The organism is Amycolatopsis sp. NPDC005232 (assembly GCF_040607795.1).
Lineage (GTDB): Bacteria > Actinomycetota > Actinomycetes > Mycobacteriales > Pseudonocardiaceae > Amycolatopsis.
This window is the reverse complement of sequence record NZ_JBEXHL010000011.1, coordinates 42,526-65,615: the sequence shown is the minus strand read 5'-3', so window position 1 is coordinate 65,615 and position 23,090 is coordinate 42,526. Positions and strand designations below refer to the sequence as shown.

Genomic DNA, 23,090 nt, shown 5'->3' with positions numbered 1-23,090 from the left:
GGCTTACAACTCCTCGTCTTCTCCCCGCCCCGCCAGCCCCTTCGGGCTGTCGGGCACGGTGTTTTCGAACAGGGACAGGGCATTTTCGAGCGAGTGCTGCAGGTGCTCGTCCATCAGGCGCGCGGCCACGTCGGCGTCGCCGGCGGCCAGCGCGCGCAGGACCTCGCGGTGCTCCTTGAAAGCGTCGCGGGCCCGGCGCGGCTGGCGACCGGAACGCGACCGGGCCAGCTGGATCTGGTTGTTGGCGTCGGCGAAGGCGCGCAGGATGGACTGGTTGCCCGACAGCGCGACCACGCGGTGGTGGAAGTCGAACTCGCCGGGGTACGCGGTGTCCACATCGGACTCCAGAACCTCTTCGGTGGCTCGCAGAAGGTCGTCGAGGTCCCGAAGGTCCTCGTTGTCCGCCCGCCGGGCCGCGAGCCGCACCGCATGGGTCTCCAACGCGGTGCGCAGCTCGTAGAGATCGCGCAGCTCGTCGGCGTCGAACGTGCGCACGTAGGCACCGCGGTGGGGCACGACGTTGAGCAGGCCCTCACTGGCCAGCCGCTGGATCGCCTCGCGCAGCGGACCCCGGCTGATGCCGAGCGCGCGGGCGAGCTCGACCTCGTTGAGCCGCTGCCCGGGCTGCAGCTGCCCGTCGCGCACCATGCCGCGCAGCACGTCGAGGCTGCGGCCGGCGTAGGTGTCGGTGCGTCGTTCCAGAGGGGGCGGTGTCGCCATGTCCTGCCTTCTTCGGTTGTCGTGGTTCAGCTGTCGCGCAGCGCGGTGCCGCGGGTCTCCTTCATCCGCACTGCTGCCGCAAGTGTGATCAACGCTGTCACGAGGAGGAAACCGGCCGGGGCCAGGCTGCTGCCGGTGCGGGCGATCAGCCAGGTGCAGATGTAGGGCGCGGTGCCGCCCACGGCCGTGCTGGCCAGGTTGAACCCGAGCGCGATGCCGCTGTAGCGCACGCGGGTGGTGAACAGCTCCGCGAACGTCGAGAACGCCACCGCCATCAGCGCGGATTCGGGCAGCCCCAGCACGATCTGGGCGAACAGTGCCGGCACGTAGTGACCCGCGTTCATCACCATGAACACCGGCACGGTGAGGATCAGCGTCGCGATCGTCGCGCCGAGGAACATCGGGCGTCGCCCGATCCGGTCCGACAGCGCCCCGAAGAACGGCATGGCCGCGCACGAGACGATCAGCGTGACCGTGGTCGACCAGAAGGCCTGCTTCGGGCTGAACCCGCCCACGCGCTGCAGGTGGATCGACGCGTACACGTAGACCACGTAGTAGAGGGCGAACAGCAGGATCGACAGGCCGAGCGTGCGCGCCAGTGCCGGGCGGTGCGAAGCGAACAGCTCGCGCACCGGCGCCTTCGCGACCTCACCCTGGGCGGCCAGGTTGTGGAACTGCTTCGAGTCTTCGAGCTTGAGCCGGATCCAGACGCCGACCGCGCCCAGCGGCAGGCTGAGCAGGAACGGCAGGCGCCAGCCCCAGTCGGTCATCTGCTGCTTGGTGAGCACGGTCGTCAGCGTCGTGACCACGGCCGACGCGAGCAGCGCGCCGCCGAGTGCGCCGAACTGGACGGTGGAGCAGAGGAAGCCGCGGCGGTGGGCGGGGGCGTATTCGGCGACGTAGGAAGCGGCACCGCCGACCTCGCCGCCGGCCGCGACACCCTGCACGCACCGGGCCGTGACCAGCAGGAACGCGGCAGCGCTGCCGATCGCCGCGTACGTGGGAAGCACGCCGACGGCGAACGTCGCGGCGCACATGGCGAGCACCGTGGTGGCCAGCATGCGCTTGCGGCCGAGCCGGTCGCCGAGGTGACCGAAGATCAGGCCGCCCAGCGGACGCAGCGCGAACGCGGCGGCGAAGGTCGCGAGCGTGGCCAGCAGCGCCGCGGTGGGGTCGGCACCGGAGGCGAAGAAGACGACGGCGAGCACGGTCGCGAGGTAGCCGTAGATGCCGAAGTCGAAGTACTCGACGATCGAGCCGACCAGCCCGGCGGCCACGACCCGGCGGTCGATGCTCACCGGGCCGGCGGGGGCGGCGGTGCCGACCGCTGACGTGCGGTTTTTCATGATTTCCGCCTTCCAGGCAGAACCGGGGGGACTCGGATGCGAGAACGATAGGTAGCTCCCTGTCTGCTGTCAACAGTTTGCAGCCGACAGGCAGTCGGCTCGACGGATGCGCGCCGGATGCCCGACGGTCGACGGCGGGTGCGGTCGGGCGAAAAGCATCTGATCCGTTGCCCTGGCGGGAAAACTGCCGCCCACGATCGGTCGACGACGGCTCACCCCGGCGGCGGTGCCCCGTCGACGGGTGCCGGCGTTGACTGGCCGCATGCGGCGTTCGACGGCGTTTTTCGGCCTGCTCGTCCTCTTCCTGACCCAGCTCGTCTCCCCGGCACAGGCGGCCACCTGGTCACCAGGCCCGGCCCAGTTCGCCGTGACCGAGACCAACGACGTGCCGGTCACCATGGCGGACGGCACCGTGATCAAGGCCGACGTCCTGCGCCCCGACGCGCCCGGCACGTACCCGGTGCTGCTCGCGCAGACGCCGTACGGCCGCGCTGACCTGCATGAAGACCTGTCCTACTTCGTCCGGCGCGGGTATGTCGCCGTGATCTCCGACGTCCGCGGCACCGGCGGTTCGGGCGGGCAGTGGGTGCCGTTCGCGCCGATCGAACGCCAGGACGGCGCCGCCCTGGTCCGGTGGGCGGCGGCGCTGCCCGGCAGCGACGGCGACGTCGGCCTCAACGGCGGCTCCTACGTCGGCATCAACCAGCTGACCACCGCGGCCGCCGTCGGCCCTGGCTCACCGCTCAAGGCGATCTTCCCCGTGGTCGCGGGCAACGACCTCTACCGCGACCTCGCCGCGATGGGCGGGCTGCCCAACGCCGAGTTCATGCCGCTGTGGGAGCTGCTCACCGGTCTGCGCACGGTCACCCAGCCCGTGCTCGACGCGCTGAACAGCGGTTCACCGGTCGCACTACTGGCGGCGCTGACCACCGAGCTGCAGCACCTCGGCGGCCTCGGCGCGGGCACATTGCCCCTGCTCACGGGCGAGTTCACCGGCGGCGAGCAGGCGTTCGACGAGGACTACTGGCAGTCGCGCAACCCCGCCAACGTGCTGGGTGACGTCGTCGCGAACGGCATCCCCGCGTACCTCGTCGGCGGCTGGAACGACCTCTTCCAGCGCGGTGCCCTGATGAACTACGCGGCGCTGCAGAACGCGTGGGCCGGCCGTCCCGTGAACGCGCCGATGGCCGCCGGCCAGACGGCGACCAGCCGCTACCAGCTCATGATGGGCCCGTGGTACCACGATCCGACCGGCGACATCGACCTGCACCCGATCGAGCTGGCCTGGTACGACCACTGGCTCAAGGGCGTCGACACCGGGATCACCGACACCACGAAACCCTTGCACGCCAACGTGTTCGGCACCGACACGTGGGTCGACACCACGACGTACCCGTTCGCCGGCGCACAAGCCACCACCTACTACCTCGGCGGCGGCCGCACCGGCACCGCACCGCGGTCGGCCAACGACGGCACGCTGACGACCAGCCCGCCCTCGGGCAGCGGCACCGACTGGATCACCTGGACGCCGACGTCGAGCACCTGCACCCGGTCCACCGCGCAGTGGCTGGGCGGATTCCTGCCGAACCCGGCGTGCGACACCACGAACCTCGACCGCGAACACGGTCCCGGCTCGCTCGTCTACACGTCCGCGCCGCTGACACAGCCGAACGTGCTCGCCGGGCCGATCACCGCGTCGATCTCCGCGCAGGCCAACACCCTGGACACGATGTGGGTGGTGACCGTGACCGACGTCGGCCCGGACGGTTCGTCCAAGCCGCTCACCGAAGGCGCGCTGGTCGGTTCGCAGCGGGAAACCGACTCGTCGCGCAGCTGGTACAGCCCCGACGGGAAGCTCCTGATGCCCTACCACCCGTACACGCGCCAGTCGGAGAAGTGGGTGGTACCCAACGAAATCACGCGTTACGACGTGGAGGTGTTCCCCACCTTCGCGCAGCTCTCGGCCGGGCATCGGATCCGCGTGGTGCTGACGACGGCCGACACCCCGCACCTCACGCCGACGATCACCCAGCTGCCCCGCCTGCTCGGCGGCATCTACCAGGTGAAGACGCCCGCTTCTTCGATCACGCTGCCACTGGCGCCGCTCACGGCGTTCACCGGGTGACGCGCCAGCTCTCCACGATCTCGTCGACGTCCAACGGCATCGCGCGCAGCGGCGGGCCTTCCTGTGGCCGGCGGTGCGTTTCGCGGATGCGTTCGTTGAGGTCTTCCACGATCTCGCGCACGCGCTTCTCGGTGCGCACCGAGGCGAGTTTCGCCGGCAGGTCCTGGATCTCGCGCGGGATCGCGAGTGACGGCGGCAAGAACGAGCCCGTGTCCAGGTCGCCTTCTCGGGCGCGGCGCAGGGCCCAGTCCGTGGCGGCGTCGCGCCCCGTCGCGGGTGGCAGCGGCTTGCCGGCGCCCGGCAGGTCGTCGAATTCGCCGCGCGACTGGGCGGCGTTGATCAGGCGGTCGACCCACGAGCCGAAGGACACGCCGGGGGGTTTGCGCTCGGTCACTCCAACACCTCCGATCCCCACCCAGCGTAGCCGCGCCCGGAGTCTCGCGGATGGGTCGAAGGTCCCGAACCGGCAGGTAGGATCCCCGGCAACCGATCAGCGCCGGGGCAGGGGAGGGGGCTGCGACGATGACCGTCGAGCAGAACAGCGACGAACGCGCCGCGGAGGCTGAGCAGATCGACCGCACGCTCGCGTTGCTGTGGCGCGAACGTTCCACGCCCGCGGCCGAACCCGCGCGCGGGCGCCGGCCGACGCTCACCGTCGGGCAGATCGTGGCCGCCGCCATCACGGTCGCCGACGCCGACGGGCTCGTGGCCACGTCGATGCACCGCGTGGCCAAGGAGCTCGGCGCCGGGACCATGACGCTCTACACCTACGTGCCCGGCAAGACCGAGCTCGTCGACCTGATGGTGGACGACGTCCTCGTCGAGCGCGGCCTGCCCGGCCCCGGACAGCCCCGGACGGGTGACTGGCGCGCGCAGATCCGGCTCTACTCCGAGCGCACGCGCGAAGCCCACCGCCGCCACCCGTGGCTGCGCGAGATGTCACGCGTGCGCCCGGCGCTCGGCCCGGGTCAGCTCGCCGGCCAGGAGTACGTGCTGTCCACCGTGGACGGTCTGGGGCTCGCGCCGCGCGAAACCGTGGCCGCCGCGAACAGCATCACAGCCTACGTGGACGCCAACGCGGCGCTCGAAGCCGAGAGCATCCACCTCGAACGCAGTACCGGCCAGTCGAACGACGCGTGGTGGGACCAGCGTTCTTCCTTCTGGGGCAAGTACTTCGACCTCACCGCGCACCCGGCGATGAACCGCGCGTGGCTCGGCGGCGGCTTCGACCAGGGCGCGGGCGAGCAGGCGGCCGAGGCTTGGGAGTTCGGCCTCGACCGGCTGCTCGACGGCATCGAGCTGCAGGTCAAGCGGTGCCGCGGGCCAGAGCCCGGGCGATGACGTTGCGCTGCACCTCACTCGTGCCTTCGCCGATTTCGAGGATCTTCGCGTCGGCGTAGAAGCGGGAGATGGTGGACTCGCGGATGAAGCCGTAGCCGCCGTGGATCTGCACGCTCTGGCTGGCGGCGCGGTTCGCGACCTCCGACGCGTACAGCTTCGCCATCGCGGCCGCCGTGCTGAACGGCCGCCCCTGGTCGCCGAGCCACGCCGCGTTGTACACGAGCCAGCGCGCCGCCGCGATCTCCGTGGCCATGTCCGCGAGTTTGTGCCCCACGGCCTGGAACCGCGTGAGCGGCTGGCCGAACTGCTCGCGTTCGCCCGCGTGGCGCACCGCGAGGTCGAGGGCCTTCTGCGCCAGCGACAACGACAGCGCGGCCACGCTGATGCGCCCGCCGTCGAGGACCTCCAGGAACTGGCGCAGGCCGTTGCCCTCCTCGCCGATCAGGTGATCGTCGGGCACCCAGCATTCGGAGAACACGAGCTCACGCGTGTCGAGCGCGTGCCAGCCGAGCTTCTTCAGCGGCTGTCCCTTGGTGTAGCCGGGGGTGCCTTCGGGAATGAAGAAGGTGCCGTAGCGCTTGGCGCCGCCGTCGTTCTCGCCGGTCAGGGCCAGCACGGTGACGCCGAGGCTCATCTCGGTGCCGGCGTTGCTGATGAACATCTTCGTGCCGTCGAGCAGCCAGCCGCCGTCGGCTTGTCGCGCGCGCGTGCGGATGCCGGCCGCGTCCGAGCCGGCCGTGGGTTCGGTGAGGCCGAAGGCACCGATCGCTTCTCCCGAGGCGAGCGGCCGCAGCCAGCGTTCCTTCTGCTCGTGGGTGCCGAATGTGGCGAGCGGCAGCGTCGCGATCGTCGAGTGCGCGTTCCACGCCGACGCGATCGACTGGTCGGCCGCGCCCAGCTCCTCCATCGCGGCCACATAGGACACGAAGCCGGCGTCGGCGCCACCGTACTTCTCGTCCACGAGCATGCCCATCAGCCCGAGCTTGCCCAGGTCGTGGAACACCTCCGTGGGGAAGTGGCTGCGCTCGGACCAATCTGCGGCGTACGGCGCGATCTCCTTCGCGGCGAAATCCCGGCAGAGCTGCTTCAGCGCGACGGTTTCCTCGGGCAGGTCGAAGTCCATCAGTGCTCCTCCGGCTTCAGCAGGATTTTGAGGTGGCTGCCGCGGTCGGCTTCGAGCTCGGCGAACGCGTCGCGCCCGGCCGAGAGCGGCCGCACCCCGGTGAGCATCGGCGTCGCGTCGAGCCGGCCGGTGGCCATGAGGTCGAGCACGCGCGGGATGTCGAAGTTGTAGCCCAGCGAGCCCAGCACCGTGCGCTCGAACGGCACGATCTGCGTGATCGGCAAGGACGCGCTCGCGCCGCTGATCCCGCACAGCACCGCGCGCCCGCCCCGGCGCACGGTGTTCACGGCCAGCTCCACCAGTTCGGGCCGGCCGGTCGCCTCCACCACCACGTCGGGCCCGACGCGGCCGGTGCGCAGGAAGACCTCACGCCGCACGTCGGTCTTCGCCGGGTCGTAGACCTCGGTCGCGCCGATCTCGGCGGCCTTGCGCGCGCGGTCGGGCACGGGCTCGCTCACGTACAGGCCCGCGGCGCCCGCGAGCTTCGCGGCCAGCAGCGCGGCGATCCCGATCGGACCCGCGCCGAGCAACAGGACGTGGTCACCCGGCTGGACGCCTGCGCGGCGGATGGCGTGCAGGCCCACGGCGAGCGGCTCGGCCAGGGCGGCCAGCTCGTCGGAGACGCCGTCGGGGATCGGTACGAGGCCCTCGACGGGCACGGTCACCTTCGACGCGAACCCGCCGTCGGCGGCGAGGCCGATCGAGCCGCCCTTGGCGCAGATGTGGTACTCGCCGTGGGTGCACCAGCGGCACACGCCGCAGCGCAGGCACGGGTCGACGGCCACGCGTGTGCCGACGTTCACACCGGGCACGTCGGAACCGAGCGCCACGACCGTGCCGCTCATCTCGTGGCCGAGGGTGAACGGCGGTTCGAGGCCGGTCAACGGGTGTGGCCCCGTGCGGATGAGATTGGGGCCGTGCGCGAACTCGTGCAGGTCGGTGCCGCAGATCCCGCAGTACGACACGGCGATCACCGCTTGACCCGGCGCCGGTGCCGGCGGTTCCGGCACGTCGTCGAGGCGCAGCTCGCCCTTGGCGTGCCAGCGCAGCGCGTGCACGCGACCACCTCCGAACTGGAGTTGTTTTTTCGAACAGTCGGTACAAGAATCGTGGTTCCCGGCGCGATGTCAAGGGCCGGGAGAAAACCGGTGAACGGCAAGGGCAGGAGCGTGATGACTTCCACCCGGGTGAGCGACCTGGCAACGGCATTCGACGGTGACCCGAGCGCATTGGCCGAGATGTACCGGCGGATGCGGCTGATCCGGCAGTTCGAGGACCGGGCGTCGAGGCTGTACCGGAACAACGAGATCCCCGGCTTCCTGCACCTGTCCATCGGGCAGGAAGCCTCGGCCGTCGGCGCGTGCCGGCCGCTGGACGACCGCGACGTGATCACGTCCACACACCGCGGGCACGGCCACTGCATCGCGAAAGGACTCGACGTCGAGGGCATGTTCGCGGAGCTGATGGGCAAGGAGACCGGCACGTGCCGGGGCCGCGGCGGGTCGATGCACATCGCCGACCCGCGCAAGGGGATCTTCGGGGCCAACGGGATCGTCGCGGCGGGGCTGCCGATCGCCGTCGGCGCGGGTACGGCCGCGCAGCTGCGTGCTCAGGGCGGTGTCGTGCTGGCGTTCTTCGGCGACGGCGCCGTGGCCCAGGGCATGTTCCACGAAGCGGCGAACCTCGCTTCGGTGTGGCGGCTTCCGGTCATCTTCTTCTGCGAGAACAACAAGTACGCCGAGTTCTCGCCGATCGCCACGCAGACGCGCGCGTCGCTCGAAGATCGCGCGCCGGGGTACGCGATGGACTACCACCACGTGGACGGCAACGACGTCGCCGCCGTCGCCTCGCTCGTCGACGGTTTGGTGCGCGAGCTGCGTGAGGGCGGCGGGCCCGTGCTGGTCGAAGCCGACACGTACCGCTGGCACGGCCACTACGAGGGCGACCCGGAGAAGTACCGGGAGCCGGAGGAGCTGGCGGAGTGGAAGGAACGCGACCCGCTGGTGCGGCTGGCGGCGCGGCTGCGTGAGCTGGTAACGGACGTCGCCCCGATCGATTCCGAGGTGGACGCCCGGATCGAGGCGGCGGTCGAGGCCGCGCGCGCCGCGGACGAGCCGTCGCCGGACACGCTGCACCACTACGTCGGCGTGCCTCGGGAGCCCGTGCCGGAGCCGGCCGAGGCGACGGGCGAGATCTTCCGGACCATGGACGCGATCCGCGGGGCGCTGGAGTACGAGCTGTCCCACGACGAGTCCGTGTTCCTGGCGGGCATCGACGTCGGCGCCGGCGGCAACGTCTTCGGCCTGACCAGGGGACTCGCCGAGAAGTACCCCGGCCGCGTGCGTGACACGCCGATCTCGGAAAGCGCCATCATCGGCGCCGGCGTGGGCGCCGCGATGGCCGGGCTACGCCCCGTGGTGGAGCTGATGTACTTCGACTTCGTCGGCGTGTGCCTCGACCAGCTCATGAACCAGGCCGCGAAGCTCCGCTTCATGACCGGCGGCGCCGTCAGCCTGCCCATGGTCGTGCGCACGCAGTTCGGCGCGGGGAAGTCGTCGGGGAGCCAGCATTCGCAGAGCCTGGAGGCGCTGCTCGCGCACATTCCCGGCCTGACCGTGGTGATGCCGTCGACGCCTGCGGACACGTACGGCCTCCTGCGGGCCGCCATTCGCGATCCGAATCCGGTGGTGTTCGTGGAGAACCGCCTGATGTACGGGCGAAAGGGACCGCAGCCACCGCCCACGCACCTGGTTCCCCTGGGCCGCGCCGCCATCCGCCGACCGGGAACGGACGTGACGCTGGTGTCCTACTCGAAGCTGGTGCACGACTGTGTCGACGTGGCTGAGGAGCTGGCGGCCGAAGGGATCAGCGTCGAGGTGATCGACCTGCGGACCATCGCACCGCTGGACACCGCCACGGTCCTGCAGTCGCTGGCCAAGACGGGCCGGCTTGTGGTGGCACACCAGGCGGTCGGCGACTTCGGCGTGGGCGCGGAGCTGGCCGCCGTCGCCGCCCGCGAGGGCTTCTGGACACTGGACGCGCCCGTGATCCGCGTGGGTGCGGCGGGGACGCCGGCACCTTATGCGCCTTCGCTGGAACGGGTGTGGCTGCCGTCGAAGGAACGGATCGCCGCCGCTGTCCGGGAATCCGCCCGCGCGTGACTACGCCTGGCCGCAAGCACCCCAATGCGGCGTTGGTTGCGTTGAGCGCACCGAACGCCGCATTGGGTGCGTTGGGCGCAACGAACGCCACATTGGGGTGCGGCGAGCGGGCCGGTCAGGCGGGGACGCGAGCGCGGAAGGCCGCGACTCGTTCCTCCAGATCAGCCACGTCGTAACCCGGACTGCAGAACCCCGAGATCAACGTCGCGCAGTACTCCCGCGACAGAAACGCCGCGTCCCACGGTCCGTCCGGGCGCGCCCACTGGTAGGTGTGGTTGTGCAGGTTCAGGAACTGCAGCATGGCCAGCCGCGGATCCAGCCGACGGAACGCGCCGGTGTCCATCGCGGCCGTCAAAAGCTCCAGCACGATGCGCTCGAACTCGCGGCGCTGGCGCAGCAGGCGGGCGCGGTTGGCGCCGCGCAGGTGGCGGTAGTCGTGTTCGTACACCCAGATGTGGTCGAGGCGCTCGAGGATGATGTCGAGCAGCGTCTCGGACAGCAGGCGCAGCCGCAGGACCGGGTCCTCGTCGAGGGTGGCGATGCGGCGAGCGGCGGTGAGCAGCGGGCGCAGCACGCGGTCCTGGATCTCGACGAGGAGGTTCTCCTTGGACCCGATGTAGTAGTACAGCGCGCCCTTCGCGAGGCCCGCGACCTGACCGATCTCGGCGATCCCGGTGGCGGCGTAGCCCTGCTTGGCGAACAGCGCGGCGGCCTGGTCGATGATTTCCTGGCGCTTGACCTCGTAGCCGGGGCCGTGTCCCGGTGGTCTCGGCATTTTTCCCCTCCGCTGCTGGCAGACACACCACTCTAGGCGTCACGGTCGAACGTGGCCTTGCCCGGTCCGTCGCGTAGGAACGACGCCATGCCGGTGTCGCGGTCGCGCGTGGCGAACAGGCCGGCGATGAGCGAGCGTTCCAGGGCCAGGCCCGCGGCGATCGGCGAATCCAGTCCGTGGTCCACGGCCTCCTTCACCGCCTGGATCGCGAACCGGGGCCCCGCCGCGAGAACCTGTGCGTACTCCAGAGCCGCGGCAAGAGGATCGTCGGCGATCCGATCCACGAGCCCCAGGGAGAGCGCTTCCGGAGCACGCACTCGCCGTCCGGTCATCAGCAACTCCTTCGCCCGCGACGGGCCGATCAAGCGCGCCAGCCGTTGCGTGCCGCCGGAACCCGGGATGATGCCGAGCAGCACCTCCGGCTGGCCGAACACCGCGTCGGGAGCCGCGACGCGGTAGTCGGCCGCGAGCGCGAGTTCCATGCCGCCGCCGAGGGCGTAGCCGTTGACGGCCGCGACGACCGGCATCGGGAGTTCGGCGAACCGGGTGAACGCCTTCTGCAGCGCGCGGTTCCAGCCGAGCACCTCCTCGAACGAGAAACCGGCCAGCTGCTTGATGTCCGCGCCCGCCGCGAACACTCGCGAGCCGCCGTGGAGCACCACCGCGTGAACGTCGTCGGAGTCCGCCAAGCGCGCCGCGGTGTCGGCCAACGCCTGGCGCATCTCGGTGTCGAAGGCGTTGAGGGGCGGGTGGTCCAGGCGGACCGTCACGACCCGGCCGGTGGTTTCGACGTGTAGCCGTTCCGTCATCACTGAAGCTCCTCACCTCACCCGGTCCGGGCTTGTCAGGCCGCGATCAGGGTCCTACAGTGCTTCCCATCACGGTTTCTTAGACCGATTGGTACACGAAACTCGGCAGCGGCACAACACACCGGAGTGATGGCCCATGGACGCAGTCGAATCATCCGTCCCCGAAGGACTTTCGGTAGCCCGGGAAGAGGTCTCCGACGCCGATCTGCAGGCACTCGGCGTGAACCTCGAGCGGGATTTCCCCGGCTCCACCGCAGCGGACTTCCGCCGCTACCCGGTGCTCTCGGAAGGCGGTTGGTTCACCGTCGTCAAGCACCAGAAAACGCTCGAATCGGTGAGCCGTGAAACCGGCCCGCTGCTCGGCCCCATCGTCCTCACCTCCGACGGCCTCGACGTTTACTGACCACAAATCACCGAAAGGGCGGGTAGTTCCATGATCGGAGTAGACGTCGGCGGCACGTTCACGGACGTGGTGGCGATCGCCGATGGCGAGATCAAGACCGTCAAGGTCGCCACGGACGTGCGCACCACCGAACGCGGTGTGCTGCGCGGTGCCGAAGAAGTCGGCGTGAGCGCGTCCGCGGTCTTCAACCACGCCAGCACCCACGGCCTCAACGCGATCATCACGCGGCGGCTGCCGAAGATCGCTTTCCTGACCACGCTGGGACACCGGGACATCCTCGACATCGGCCGCACCTGGCGCCCGGTCGAAGGCCTGACGAACCCGGCGTGGCGCCGCTCCTACGGCGACGCGAACCGGCCGCTCGTGCCCCGGTACCTCCGGCGCGGCATCCGCGAGCGGCTGACCGCCGACGGCGGCATCCTGATCCAGCTCGACGAGGACCATGCGCGCGAAGAGCTCGCGGTGCTGCGCAAGTGCGGCGTCGAAGGTGTGGCCATCTGCCTCATCAACGCATACGTGAACAACCATCACGAAGAGCGCCTGCGCCAGCTCGTGTTCGAGGAACTCGGCGACATCCCGGTGTCGATCTCCAGTGAGGTCTCCCCGCTCGCCAAGGAGTTCGCCCGCGCGTCGACCACGGTCATCGACGTCTTCATGCGCCTGACTTACGACGCCTACACCAAGCGCCTCGACGCCGGCCTGCGCGACCTCGGCTTCACCGGAGACCTCAACTTCGCCGACTGCGCCGCACAGCTGGTGCGCTCCGATGTCGCGATGGAGCACCCGTTCCGCATCGTGTTCGCCGGCCCCGCGGCGGGAACCGTGTCCAGCGCCCACTTCGGTGGCCTGATCGGCGCCGGCAACCTGCTGTGCGCGGACGTCGGCGGCACCTCGTGCGACATCAGCATGGTCAGCGACGGCAAGCCGTTCGTGAACACGACGTTCGAACTCGAACACGACCTGATCGTGAACGCACTGTCCAACGAGGTCTCCAGCATCGGCGCCGGCGGCGGCAGCCTCGTCACGATCAACCCGGCAGGCGAGCTGAAGGTCGGCCCTGGCAGCGCGGGCGCCGACCCCGGCCCGGCCTGCTACGGCCTCGGTGGCCAGCAGCCGACCACCACCGACACCTGCCTGCTGATGGGCATCATCGACCCCGACGGGTTCGCCGGCGGCCGCATGAAGCTCGACCCGGACCTCTCCCGGCAAGCCTTCGAGGCGCTCGACTCGAAGCTGTCGTTCGAGCAGCGCGTGAGCTACGCGTTCAACATCGGCGTGAACAACATCGCCGAAGGCGTCGTGAACATCGCCATCCAGCACGGTGTCGACCCGCGCGACTACAGCCTCGTGGCCTACGGTGCGGCCGGCCCGATGCTGCTGCCCGCGGTGCTCGACCTGGTGCACGCGGCCGAGGTCATCGTGCCGCCGCACCCGGGCCTGTTCTCCGCGCTGGGCCTCGTCAGCTCCGACCTCGTCTACGCCGACAGCCGCAGCGCCTACACGCTGCTCACGTCCGAGGCGGCCGAACAGGTCGACAAGGTCTACCACTCCATGGAGGAGCGGCTGCGCGAACGCTTGCAGGACAAGGACCGCGACAACATCGAGTTCGTCCGCAGCTTCGACGGACGGCTGGCCGGCCAGACGTGGGAAACACCGTTCATCGGCGTGCCCGCCGGCACGATCGACGCGGAGGCCGTCGCCACGATGGTCGCGAACTTCCACGAGGCCTACGCCGAGCGCTCGGGCAACAAGTTCGAGGCCCTGCCCGTGCAGGGCGTCACCTACCGCGTCCAGGCCGTCGCGAAGGCCGACAAGGTCGAGTACCCGAAGATCCCGGAGCGCGCGTCCGGCGACACCCTGCAGCCGACGCGCACGCTGAAGATCCGCTACCTCACCGACGACGTCCTCGACGCCGGCGAGTACCAGCGCGCCGACCTCCGCGTCGGCGACAAGGTCCCCGGCCCCGCGGTCGTCCGCGAACCGCTGTCCACCACGTTCCTCGTCCCGGGTCAGGTCGCGACCGTCGGGACCTACGGCGAGCTGCGCATCCGGAAGGCGTGAACCATGACCTCCTTGAAGGACCTCGACGACGCCCAGTTCGCCGAGCTGTACGGCTCCGACCGCTTCACCGCGTCGGTCCTGTCGAGCCGCATGCGCTACATCGTGCAGCACATGTGCACCGGCCTGCTCAACAACGCGTTCTCGCTCATCCTGCGCGACTGGTACGACTTCGCGGCGACGATCTCCGGCCCGCCGGAACAGAACTACCCGATGTCCTCGGTGAGCAACAGCCTCGCGATGTTCCTCGGCACCATGTCCGAGGCCGTGCGCAACACCATCGAGGAGTACGGCCCGGAGAACCTCGAACCGGGTGACGTGGTGATCTGCAACGACCCGTACCGCGCGGGCAACCACGTGAACGACATCTGCTTCATCCGCCCGGTGTTCCACGAGGGCAAGCTGATCTCGCTCGTCACGCTGCGCGCGCACCAGCTCGACATGGGCGGCGTGATCCCGGCGGGCTTCTCCGGCACCAAGCGCAACGTGTACGAGAACGGCCTCGTGATCGCGCCGATGCAGCTGTACAAGAAAGACAAGCCGGTGAAGTCGGCGTTCAACCTGATCTTCGACAACGCCCGTTACTGCGCGCTGCTGCTGCCCGACATCAAGACGATCTACCAGAACCTGCTGCTGGGCGAGAAGCTGATCAACGAGAGCGTGGAGCGCTACGGCGTCGACGCGTACCTCGGCGCGATCCGCTACTCCACCGACGTGTCGGCCGAGTCCATGAGCACCGCGCTGGCCGAGCTGCCCGACGGCGTGTACGAGGCCGAGGAAGGCATCGACTGCGACGGGGTCGACGACACCGTCGAGTACAAGATCCGGCTGAAGATCACCAAGGCCGCCGACCGGATGGAGCTCGATTTCTCGGGCACCTCGCCACAGGCGCGCACGTCGATCAACGCCGGCATCCTCGACACCAAGACCGCCGTCGGCGTCGCGTTGAAGTTCCTCATCGACCCGGCCACGCCGTTCACCTCCGGTGCGTACCGGCCGATCGACATCGTGCTGCCGGCCGGCACGTTCATCAGCGCCACGCCACCGGACGGCGCGGTGTTCCTGTACTGGGAAAGCACCGGGCCGGTACTGCTCGCGGTGTTCCGCGCGCTGGAGAAGGCGCTGGGCCGCAAGGCCGTCGGCGGCGACTACGGCTCGCTGAACATCCACAACGCCAACGGAGTCCTGCCCGATGGCACCCCGTGGGTCACCACCGCGCAGTGCGGTGGCGAGCACGGGCCTTGGGGCGCGACGCAGGACGGTGACGCCGACAGCTACTCCGTGGTCTACCAGGCCAACAACCTGGACCCGGCCACGGAAGCCATCGAGTCCGAGCTGCCGGCCGTGGTGCTGCGCAAGGAGTACGCGCCGGACAGCGGCGGCGCGGGCGACAACCGCGGTGGCGCGGCCGTGCTCAAGGACACGCTGTACCTGACGGACGCGGAACACTGGTCGAGCCCGCTGCACACCAAGACCGCGAGTGGCGTCGGCGTCTACGGCGGTGAGGCCGGCGCGCTCGGCGCGACCTGGGTGTTCCACCCGGACTACAAGAACGTCACGAAGGACAAGGACCTCATCGGCACCGAACCCGAGGTCTACTCGGGCGCGACGCCGGTCGCCGGGATGCTCGACCCGAAGACCAAGACCGTGGACCCGAACGGCGAGTACTTCTACTTCGCCAGCACCCCGGTGTGGCACACCAAGCCCAACGCGGTGTTCCGCTACCTCACCAACGGCGGTGGCGGCTGGGGTTCACCGCTGCAGCGCGATCCTGAGCGCGTGTGCCGCGACGTGCGCGACGAGTACGTGACCATCGAGGGCGCGTACCGCGACTACGGCGTGGTGATCTCCGGCGACCCGCACAACGACCCGGAGAACCTGAAGATCGACCAGGAAGCCACCGCCAGGCGCCGCGCCGAGCTGGCCGCGAAGTAGGGGAGGAACCGTTGTCCGAGAACGGGACGGACGTCGACCGGCAGAACAAGCTCAGGGAGACGTTCCTCGCCGAGCGCGGGTACTGGAACACGTTCTGGGAAGGTCTGCTGAGCCTCGACCCGGACTTCTTCGAGGCGTACCTGAACTTCTCGGCGGTGCCGTGGCGCAAGGGGGTGCTGGAGCCGAAGATCAAGGAGCTGATCTACACCGCGATCGACGCCTCCACCACGCACCTCTACGAGCCCGGGCTGCGCCAGCACATCCGCAATGCCCTCGGCTACGGGGCCACCAAGGAGGAGATCATGGAGGTGCTGGAGCTCACGAGCGTGCTCGGGATCCACACCTGCACCCTCGGGGTCCCCGTGCTGATGGAGGAACTGGCGGCGCACGAGCAGAAGTCGGCGTGAGCCACGGAGTTCTCGACCCGCGCGGCCCGGCCTCCCTGGCCGGGGCGCGTGCGGTCGTGACCGGTGCGGCGCGCGGGATCGGCAGCCGGATCGCCGTCGAGCTCGCGCTCGCCGGGGCCCACGTCACGGTGCTCGACGCCCGGGATCCCGCCGCGACCGTCGCCGAGATCACCGAGGCCGGCGGTTCCGCCGCCGGCCTGGTCCTCGACGTCACCGACCGCACCGCCGCCGCCTCGGCCATGGCCGAGGCGGCGGGGCCGGGCAAGCGGATCGACGCCTTGGTGACGTGCGCGGCCGTCTACGGCGAGACGATGCGGCTCGACGAGCTGCCGGAGTCCGAAGTGGACGCGGTGCTCGGCGTGAACGTCAAGGGCACGCTGTGGTGCATCGCCGGCGCGCTGCCGTTCCTGCGCGGTCACGACGCGAGGGTCGTCTGCATCGGGTCGGTGGCGGGCAAGGTCGGCGGCGTGCTCGCCGGCCCGCACTACGTGGCCAGCAAGGGCGCGGTCCACGCGGTCGTGAAGTGGCTCGCGAAAACCGAGGCCCGCAACGGGATCATCGCCAACGCCGTGGCCCCCGGCGTGGTGGACACGGACATGATCGTGGGCAAGGGGTATTCCGACGACTACAACCCGCTCGGCCGCCTGGCGCGGCCCGAGGAGATCGCGCGCGTGGCGGCCTTCCTGGCCTCGCCCGCGGCGAGCTACATGACGGGTGCGGTGGTCGACGTCAACGGGGGTTACGCGATGGGCTGAGCGCCCCGCGGAAGGAGGTCCACTGTGGACAAGACAGGTTGCGCGGTCGTCACCGGGGCGGGCTCCGGGATCGGCCGCGCCTGCGCGCTGCGGCTCGCCGAGGACGGCCGGCCGCTCGTGCTGCTCGACTCCGACGGCGCGGCGGCCGAGCGCACGGCGAGGGAACTTTCCGTGGCCGCGGCGGCGTTCGCGGTCGACGTCACCGACGAAGACGCCGTGGCCGACGCGGTGAGCCAGGCCGTCGAACGGTTCGGTCCGCCGAAGGTACTGGTGAACGCCGCGGGGATCATCATCCGCAAGAAGCTGCTGGAGTCCACTGTGGGCGAATGGCGGCGGGTGCTCGACGTGAACCTCACCGGGTACTTCATCCTGCTCAAGCAGGTGATTCCGCTGATGGCCGCGGGGGGCGGCGGCTCGATCGTGCAGATCGCGTCGATCGCCGGGCACACCGGGTACGGCTTTTCCTCCTACACGGCGGCGAAGGGTGGCGTGCTGGCGTTGACGAAGCAGCTGGCCGCGGAGCTGGCCGTGGACGGGATCCGCATCAACTCCGTGAGCCCCGGCGTCGTCCACAGCGGACTGAACCGCGACACGCTGGGCAACGAGAACATCCGCGCGGCGACGGTGGCCAACACGCCGCTGGGTCGCATCGGCGAGCCGGACGACATCGCGCGCGTGGTGGCGTTCCTGGCCGGGCCGGGCGCGGACTACGTCACCGGCACCGATCTGGTCGCCGACGGCGGCATGATCAGCACCATCCACTGGGGATCGGCCGGGGGCGAGCTGCACAGCTTCCACGCACAGGAGCGCTGATGTCGAACTTCGCCACGATCCTCGACCACAACACCGGCCGTTACCCGGACAAAGTGGTGCTCATCCAGGGTTCGCGGTCCTTGACCAACCGCGAGCTGCTCACCCGGGTCGACGCGCTGGCGTCCGGGCTCACGGAGCTGGGCATCGGCCGCGGTGACGTCGTCGGGCTGCTGCTGTACAACCACCTCGAGTTCTTGGAGGCGGTCTTCGCGGTGAACCGGATCGGGGCCGCGTTCCTGCCACTCAACTACCGGCTCTCACCCGAGGAATGGCGTTACATCCTCGAGCACTCGGGCGCGGTGGCGCTGCTGACGGAGCCGGAGTTCCAGACGTCGGTGGACACTCTGCCGTTGCCGGGTCTGAAGCAGCGGCTGTTGCTGGGTGGAAGTGCTTCGGGCTGGACCTCGTACCAAGACCTGGTGGGCTCGAACCTCGGCCGTTCCGTGACGCCGGCGTCGGTCGGCGCGGACGACCTGCAGCGGCTGATGTACACGTCCGGCACGACGTCGCGGCCGAAGGGCGTGCAGATCACGCACGGGAACCTGGTGTGGAAGAACCTCGGCCACCTCGTCGAGTTCGGCATCACCGCCGAGGACGCGACGTTGGTGTGCGGGCCGCTGTACCACGTCGGCGGGTTCGACCTTCCCGGCGTCGGCACGCTGCACGCGGGCGGCTCACTGATCGTGCTGCGGAAGTTCGACGCGGCCGAGGTCGTGGACACGATCGAGCGCGAGCGGCCGAGCAACATCTGGCTGGCGCCGTCGATGATGAACGCGATCCTGCAGCTGCCCGACATCCTGGAACGCGACACGTCGTCGATCCGGTTCATCATCGGTGGCGGTGAGAAGATGCCGGTGCCGCTGGTGGAGAAGATCCTCGCCGCGTTCCCGAGGGCGTGGTTCTCCGACGCGTACGGGCTCACCGAGACCGTGTCGGGCGACACCTTCAACGACCCCGAGCACATGCTGGCCAAGGTGGGTTCCGTCGGGCGGCCGGTGGTGCACCTCGAAGTCCGGATCGTCGACGAGGCCGGGGCGCCGCTGCCCACCGGCGAGCTGGGCGAGATCGCGTTGCGCGGGCCCAAGGTGAGCATCGGGTACTGGCGCGACGAGGCCGCGACGGCGAAGGCGTTCCGCGACGGCTGGTTCCACACCGGCGACGTCGGGCGGCTCGACGAGGACGGGTACCTCTACGTCGAGGACCGCAAGAAGGACATGATCGTGTCGGGCGGCGAGAACATCGCGACGCCAGAGGTGGAGCGCGTGCTGTACGAGCACCCCGACGTCGTCGAGGCGGCGGTGGTCGGCATGGGCCACCCGCGTTGGGGTGAGGTGCCGCAGGCTTTCGTCGTGCTGCGCCCGGGCGCGGCGCGGGACCGTGACGCGCTGGTGGCGTTCTGCCGCGAACGGCTGGCGAAGTTCAAGGTGCCGGCAGATCTGGTGTTTCTCGACGAGCTGCCGCGGACGCCGTCGGGCAAGGTGCTGAAGAGGAATCTGCGCGGATGAGCTTCGATCTGACGGGCAAGGTCGCTTGGGTCACGGGCGCGGGGAAGGGCCTCGGGCGGGCGATCGCGGTGGCGTTGGCTGGGGCCGGAGCGACGCTGGCCGTGACGTCGCGGACGGAGGACGACTTGACGTCGTTGGCGGCGGAGGTCGGTGGTGCGCTGGTGCTCCCGGGTTCGGTGTCGGATCCGTCCTTTGCGGACAGTGCGGTGTCGGGGATCGTGGCTTCGCACGGGCGGTTGGACGTGTGCGTGACCGCGGCCGGGATCAGCCCGACGTTCCGGCGCAGCGAGCAGGGCAGCGACGACGACTGGGCGCACGTGCTCGACGTCAACCTGTCGGGCACCTACTACTGCGCCCGCGCGGCCGGGCGGCAGATGCTCACGCAGGGAGCGGGGTCGATCATCACGGTGTCGTCGGTGCACGCGCGCACCGGGTTCGACCGTATTGCCGCGTACGCCGCGAGCAAGGGTGGTGTCGAGGCGCTGTCGCGCGTGCTTGCTGTGGAGTGGGCGCCGAAGGGGGTGCGCGTGAACGTGCTGGCGCCGGGCTATTTCCACACCGAGCTGTCCGAGGGCCTGGTCACGAGCAAGTGGGGCGAGCGGATCCTGGCGAACATCCCGCAGAACCGCGTGGCCTCGCCGCCGGAACTCGGTGGTGCGGCGGTGTATCTGGCGTCGGACGCGTCTTCGTACACGACCGGCTCGACGCTCACCGTGGACGGTGGCTGGACGGCGTGAGCGCAGGCTCCGGGGCGAGCACGAAGTCTTCGCGGCGGAAGACGCCTTCGCGGAAGAACGTCCGGCGTGCGGTGGGCTGCCGGCCCGGCGCGGTCACCACGAGGTCCACGAACTGCTCGGGCAGTCCGCCGACGGCGAAGGCACCGTCGTCGTCGGCGGTGGTCCGCACGAGCTGCCGGCCTTTTCCGTCGGTGACGGTGAGGATCGCGCCGCCGACGCGGTCACCGGTGGTGGAGCGGACGGTGCCGATCAGCATGGGCACGAGCTCGCCGAACCGGTGGCCGTGGGTCGGGAGCGCGGTGGGCCGCGGCATCTCGAGCACGGGATCTTCCACGGGCGGTGCTTCGTCTTGCGTGTGCTTCCGGCGCAGCCACAGCGCGTGGCCCACGTTGAGGGCGATGCCGAGCGCGAGCCAGGCGCACAGCACCAGGACGTGCCCGCCGACGCCGGCTCCGTGGAAGTAGAAGACGCCGCGCAGTGCGTCGTTGAGGTTGCCCATCGGCAGGATCGGGTGCAGGGCGCGGAAGAACGCGGGTTGCATCTGCGGCGGGATGATGCCGCCGCTGGCCGCGGAGCTGAGGATGACGAACAGCGTGACCGCGACGCCCGGGAAGAACTGCTTGAAGATCGGCACGAGACCTTGGGAGACCAGGGAAACCACGATGCTGAACAGGAACGCGAGCGGGATGGCGACCGGGTCGCCCGGGATCACGTCCAGGGCGTGGGCGATGAGGAAGCCCGCGACGGCGAGGAAGGCGGCCCAGCCGACGAACGTGAGCATCCGCGCGCGGCGGCTCAGCCCGACGGCGCGCAGCAGCATCATCACGACGAAGTAGCTCGGCAGTCCCCATGCGGTCAGGAGGTAGAACAGCCCGTTGCCCAGCGGGTCGCCGGCGACGGTAGGGGCGAGGTCGACGACGGCGAGCTTCCCGTTGGCCAGCGGTGTGAAGGCCTGGGTCAGCAGCGACTGGAGGGTGAAGCCGTTGGCTTTGGCGACGTAGAGCACGGGGTGCTTTGCGTCCGGTGCGAAGGCCCCGCTGGTGGTGCGGTCCAGCACGGCTTCGCGGGCCGCTCGCGCGTCGGGCACGGCGACGACGTGGAACCCGCCGGGGCTGACCTCGTCCAGCCGGCTTTGGACCCGCGTCGCGGCCACCGGGTCGGCGACGGCCACCGGCACCTCGTGTGGCTGCGGCCGGTGGAAGGCGGCCAGGTAGACCACGGCAAAACCGAGAAAAAGGACAACGGGGAACCAAAGGTTCTCGGCGAGGGTGCGAGTGATCGAGGGTTTGGCCAGTTCTTCCGCCATGGTGGTCACGTTATCTTGCAGTACTGCAAAAGTGCAGTAGTGTAAGAAAGATGACAGGGGCGGGACTTCGCGAGCGCAAGAAGGAAGCAACGCGACAGGCGATCCGCTCGGCGGCCGTCGCGCTGTACCGATCGCGCGGGCCGCACGAGGTGACCGTCGACCAGATCTGCGACAAGGCCGGCGTCTCGGCGCGCACGTTCTTCAACTACTTCGACAGCAAGGAAGCTGCGGTCTTCTCCCTGGCGCTCACCCCCGACGGCGTCCGGTCGGGCGTCGCCGCGCGGCCCGCCTCGGAACGTCCACTCGCGACCCTGCGCGCGGTCTTCACGGAGCGCTTCACGGAGGCCTCCGCCGACCCCACCTTCGGCGAGCGAGCCCTGATGCTGCGCGAATACCCCGAGCTGTGGGGCCGGCTCGCGCACGTGAACAAGCTCGTGGAGGAGGCCGCCCTGGAGTCGATCGCTTTGCGCACGGGCCTCCCTGTGGACGACCTCTACGTGCGGCTCACGGTGGAGACCGCGTTCGCCGCGAACCGGGCGGCGTTCAAGTGCTGGTACCCGGGGAGTGACCCGGACCTGGTGGCGCTGCTGAACCGGGCTATGGACGCCCTCGACTCGGGCCTCGAACCGCCGGGTTGATCAGCCGGGCGCAGAAAGCGTCGGCGAGTTTGTCCGGCAAGGGCCGGCGACTTGGTGCTGAACCGGGTGGCGTTCGAGCGCCGCTGCCGTGTCGGCGACCTAAGCCGGCAGCTCTGGCAGTGGTCCGAGTTGGCTGTGCTGCTGGGCCAGGCGGCGGATGCCGGCGACAGGGCTTGAGCCGCCGGGTTGATCAGCGGACGTCGAACGTCGTGCCCGTCAGCTTTTCCGACAGGGCCCACAGCTTGGCCGCGCGTTCGGGGTCGCGGTCGACCTTGACGGCCGTCTTCGGCACGGGGCGGCCGACGCCGCCGCGGGCGGGGCCGTAGAACTGGCCCCCGGTGGCTTGCGGGTCGACGGCGGCGCGGACGGCGGGCCAGGCGCCGCGGTCCTTGCCCTGCGTGAGGGGCGCGAACAGGCGCATCAGCGGCTTCGGGTCGGTGATGCCGTCGCGGCGCGGGCTGGCGCTGTCGAGGCTGAAGCCGGGGTGGGCCACCACGCACGTGACCTTCGAGCCGGCCGCGCGCAGCCGCCGGTCGAGTTCGAAGCCGAAGGACTGCACGGCGTGCTTGGACTGGGCGTAGGCGCGGAACTCGGAGTACTTGCGTTCGGTCTGCAGGTCGTCGAGGTCGAACGGCTGCAGCCGGGTGATCAGGCTGCCCATGGGCACGACGCGGGCGTGGGACGTGGTGAGCACCGGCATCGCGAGCGCGGTGAGGGCGAAGTGGCCGAGGTGGTTGGTGCCGACGGCGAGTTCGAAGCCTTGGCGCGTGGTCCGGCGTCGGCGGCCGGGGGAGGTGGAGCCGGCGTTCTCGACCAGCCCGTCCACGCGCCCGAGACGATTGAGCGATTCGGCGGCTTCCGCGACGAACTCGAGGTCGGCCAGATCCAGGCGGATCGTGCTGATTTCGGCCTGCGCGTGGCGGTTTTTGATCGCGTCGGCTGCGGTCGCCAGCCGGGCCGGGGTGCGGCCGAGGATCACGACGTGCGCGCCGGCGCCGGCGAGCTGTTCGGAGATGAAGTAGCCGATCCCCGCGTTCCCGCCCGTCACGGCATAGGTGCGACCGGACAGATCGGGCAGCGCTTGGGGGTTCCAGGACACGTTCGCTCCTCGGGCTCAGACCGCCTGCAGCTTA

21 protein-coding genes are annotated in these 23,090 nt (G+C 70.0%); 12 read left to right on the top strand and 9 right to left on the bottom strand.

Annotated elements, in window-relative coordinates; genetic code table 11:
• Positions 1 to 3 precede the first annotated feature (3 nt).
• Complete coding sequence (locus tag ABZU76_RS21780; RefSeq protein ID WP_220243689.1) at positions 4 to 720, bottom strand: GntR family transcriptional regulator; 717 nt, start codon at positions 718 to 720, stop codon at positions 4 to 6.
• Between the two features lie 26 nt (positions 721 to 746).
• Positions 747 to 2,066 (bottom strand): MFS transporter, encoded by a 1,320-nt coding sequence (locus ABZU76_RS21775; protein WP_354872318.1) that lies wholly within the window; start codon positions 2,064 to 2,066, stop codon positions 747 to 749.
• A 262-nt stretch (positions 2,067 to 2,328) separates the two neighbouring features.
• Between ABZU76_RS21775 and ABZU76_RS21770 the strand changes: the two genes are divergently transcribed.
• Positions 2,329 to 4,191 (top strand): CocE/NonD family hydrolase, encoded by a 1,863-nt coding sequence (locus ABZU76_RS21770; RefSeq protein WP_354872316.1) that lies wholly within the window; start codon positions 2,329 to 2,331, stop codon positions 4,189 to 4,191.
• On the opposite strand, the gene ABZU76_RS21765 is transcribed toward ABZU76_RS21770, so the two are convergent.
• A complete protein-coding gene (locus tag ABZU76_RS21765) occupies positions 4,181 to 4,585 on the bottom strand; it encodes a DUF1992 domain-containing protein (RefSeq protein ID WP_220243686.1) in 405 nt (134 codons plus the stop codon). The genes ABZU76_RS21770 and ABZU76_RS21765 overlap by 11 nt on opposite strands.
• Positions 4,586 to 4,713: 128 nt before the next feature.
• On the opposite strand from ABZU76_RS21765, the gene ABZU76_RS21760 reads away from it, so the two are divergent.
• Complete coding sequence (locus tag ABZU76_RS21760; RefSeq protein ID WP_354872313.1) at positions 4,714 to 5,532, top strand: TetR/AcrR family transcriptional regulator; 819 nt, start codon at positions 4,714 to 4,716, stop codon at positions 5,530 to 5,532.
• On the opposite strand, the gene ABZU76_RS21755 is transcribed toward ABZU76_RS21760, so the two are convergent.
• Both ABZU76_RS21755 and ABZU76_RS21750 read right to left on the bottom strand, forming a co-directional pair.
• The gene (locus tag ABZU76_RS21755; RefSeq protein WP_354872310.1) at positions 5,498 to 6,655 is read right to left on the bottom strand and encodes an acyl-CoA dehydrogenase family protein; all 1,158 of its coding nucleotides are present in this window, start codon (positions 6,653 to 6,655) and stop codon (positions 5,498 to 5,500) included. The genes ABZU76_RS21760 and ABZU76_RS21755 overlap by 35 nt on opposite strands.
• Positions 6,655 to 7,713 carry an alcohol dehydrogenase catalytic domain-containing protein gene (locus ABZU76_RS21750; protein WP_354872307.1) on the bottom strand — a complete coding sequence of 353 codons (1,059 nt, stop codon included), beginning with the start codon at positions 7,711 to 7,713 and terminating at the stop codon, positions 6,655 to 6,657. The genes ABZU76_RS21755 and ABZU76_RS21750 overlap by 1 nt, the downstream gene beginning before the upstream one ends.
• 114 nt (positions 7,714 to 7,827) lie before the next feature.
• Between ABZU76_RS21750 and ABZU76_RS21745 the strand changes: the two genes are divergently transcribed.
• Complete coding sequence (locus tag ABZU76_RS21745; RefSeq protein ID WP_354872305.1) at positions 7,828 to 9,816, top strand: dehydrogenase E1 component subunit alpha/beta; 1,989 nt, start codon at positions 7,828 to 7,830, stop codon at positions 9,814 to 9,816.
• 115 nt (positions 9,817 to 9,931) lie between these two features.
• Here the strand turns inward: ABZU76_RS21745 and ABZU76_RS21740 are convergent, their stop codons facing one another.
• Positions 9,932 to 10,591, bottom strand: coding sequence for a TetR/AcrR family transcriptional regulator (locus ABZU76_RS21740; protein ID WP_354872302.1), 660 nt, complete (start codon positions 10,589 to 10,591; stop codon positions 9,932 to 9,934).
• Positions 10,592 to 10,623: 32 nt separating this feature from the next.
• A complete protein-coding gene (locus tag ABZU76_RS21735) occupies positions 10,624 to 11,400 on the bottom strand; it encodes an enoyl-CoA hydratase-related protein (protein WP_354872299.1) in 777 nt (258 codons plus the stop codon).
• A 136-nt stretch (positions 11,401 to 11,536) separates the two neighbouring features.
• Here ABZU76_RS21735 and ABZU76_RS21730 point away from each other — a divergent pair, with 136 nt between their 5' ends.
• The 8 genes from ABZU76_RS21730 to ABZU76_RS21695 are packed head-to-tail and all read left to right on the top strand — an operon-like array spanning position 11,537 to position 20,013.
• A complete protein-coding gene (locus tag ABZU76_RS21730) occupies positions 11,537 to 11,803 on the top strand; it encodes a hypothetical protein (RefSeq protein WP_354872297.1) in 267 nt (88 codons plus the stop codon).
• Positions 11,804 to 11,833: 30 nt separating this feature from the next.
• Positions 11,834 to 13,864: a hydantoinase/oxoprolinase family protein gene (locus ABZU76_RS21725; RefSeq protein WP_354872294.1), complete on the top strand. Its 2,031-nt coding sequence runs from the start codon at positions 11,834 to 11,836 to the stop codon at positions 13,862 to 13,864.
• A gap of 3 nt (positions 13,865 to 13,867) precedes the next feature.
• Positions 13,868 to 15,796, top strand: coding sequence for a hydantoinase B/oxoprolinase family protein (locus ABZU76_RS21720; RefSeq protein ID WP_354872292.1), 1,929 nt, complete (start codon positions 13,868 to 13,870; stop codon positions 15,794 to 15,796).
• A gap of 11 nt (positions 15,797 to 15,807) precedes the next feature.
• On the top strand, positions 15,808 to 16,203 hold the full coding sequence (locus ABZU76_RS21715; protein WP_354872290.1) for a carboxymuconolactone decarboxylase family protein: 396 nt from the start codon (positions 15,808 to 15,810) through the stop codon (positions 16,201 to 16,203).
• On the top strand, positions 16,200 to 16,958 hold the full coding sequence (locus ABZU76_RS21710) for an SDR family NAD(P)-dependent oxidoreductase (RefSeq protein WP_354872287.1): 759 nt from the start codon (positions 16,200 to 16,202) through the stop codon (positions 16,956 to 16,958). The genes ABZU76_RS21715 and ABZU76_RS21710 overlap by 4 nt, the downstream gene beginning before the upstream one ends.
• Before the next feature lie 24 nt (positions 16,959 to 16,982).
• On the top strand, positions 16,983 to 17,771 hold the full coding sequence (locus ABZU76_RS21705; RefSeq protein ID WP_354872284.1) for an SDR family NAD(P)-dependent oxidoreductase: 789 nt from the start codon (positions 16,983 to 16,985) through the stop codon (positions 17,769 to 17,771).
• Positions 17,771 to 19,276 carry a long-chain fatty acid--CoA ligase gene (locus tag ABZU76_RS21700; protein ID WP_354872282.1) on the top strand — a complete coding sequence of 502 codons (1,506 nt, stop codon included), beginning with the start codon at positions 17,771 to 17,773 and terminating at the stop codon, positions 19,274 to 19,276. Before ABZU76_RS21705 ends, ABZU76_RS21700 begins: the two co-directional genes overlap by 1 nt.
• On the top strand, positions 19,273 to 20,013 hold the full coding sequence (locus tag ABZU76_RS21695) for an SDR family oxidoreductase (protein ID WP_354872280.1): 741 nt from the start codon (positions 19,273 to 19,275) through the stop codon (positions 20,011 to 20,013). Before ABZU76_RS21700 ends, ABZU76_RS21695 begins: the two co-directional genes overlap by 4 nt.
• On the opposite strand, the gene ABZU76_RS21690 is transcribed toward ABZU76_RS21695, so the two are convergent.
• Positions 19,985 to 21,319, bottom strand: coding sequence for a carboxypeptidase regulatory-like domain-containing protein (locus ABZU76_RS21690; RefSeq protein ID WP_354872278.1), 1,335 nt, complete (start codon positions 21,317 to 21,319; stop codon positions 19,985 to 19,987). The genes ABZU76_RS21695 and ABZU76_RS21690 overlap by 29 nt on opposite strands.
• Positions 21,320 to 21,369: 50 nt before the next feature.
• Between ABZU76_RS21690 and ABZU76_RS21685 the strand changes: the two genes are divergently transcribed.
• Positions 21,370 to 21,957 (top strand): TetR/AcrR family transcriptional regulator, encoded by a 588-nt coding sequence (locus ABZU76_RS21685; protein WP_354872277.1) that lies wholly within the window; start codon positions 21,370 to 21,372, stop codon positions 21,955 to 21,957.
• Between the two features lie 190 nt (positions 21,958 to 22,147).
• Here the strand turns inward: ABZU76_RS21685 and ABZU76_RS21680 are convergent, their stop codons facing one another.
• Positions 22,148 to 23,056 (bottom strand): SDR family NAD(P)-dependent oxidoreductase, encoded by a 909-nt coding sequence (locus ABZU76_RS21680; protein ID WP_354872275.1) that lies wholly within the window; start codon positions 23,054 to 23,056, stop codon positions 22,148 to 22,150.
• Positions 23,057 to 23,090 lie beyond the last annotated feature (34 nt).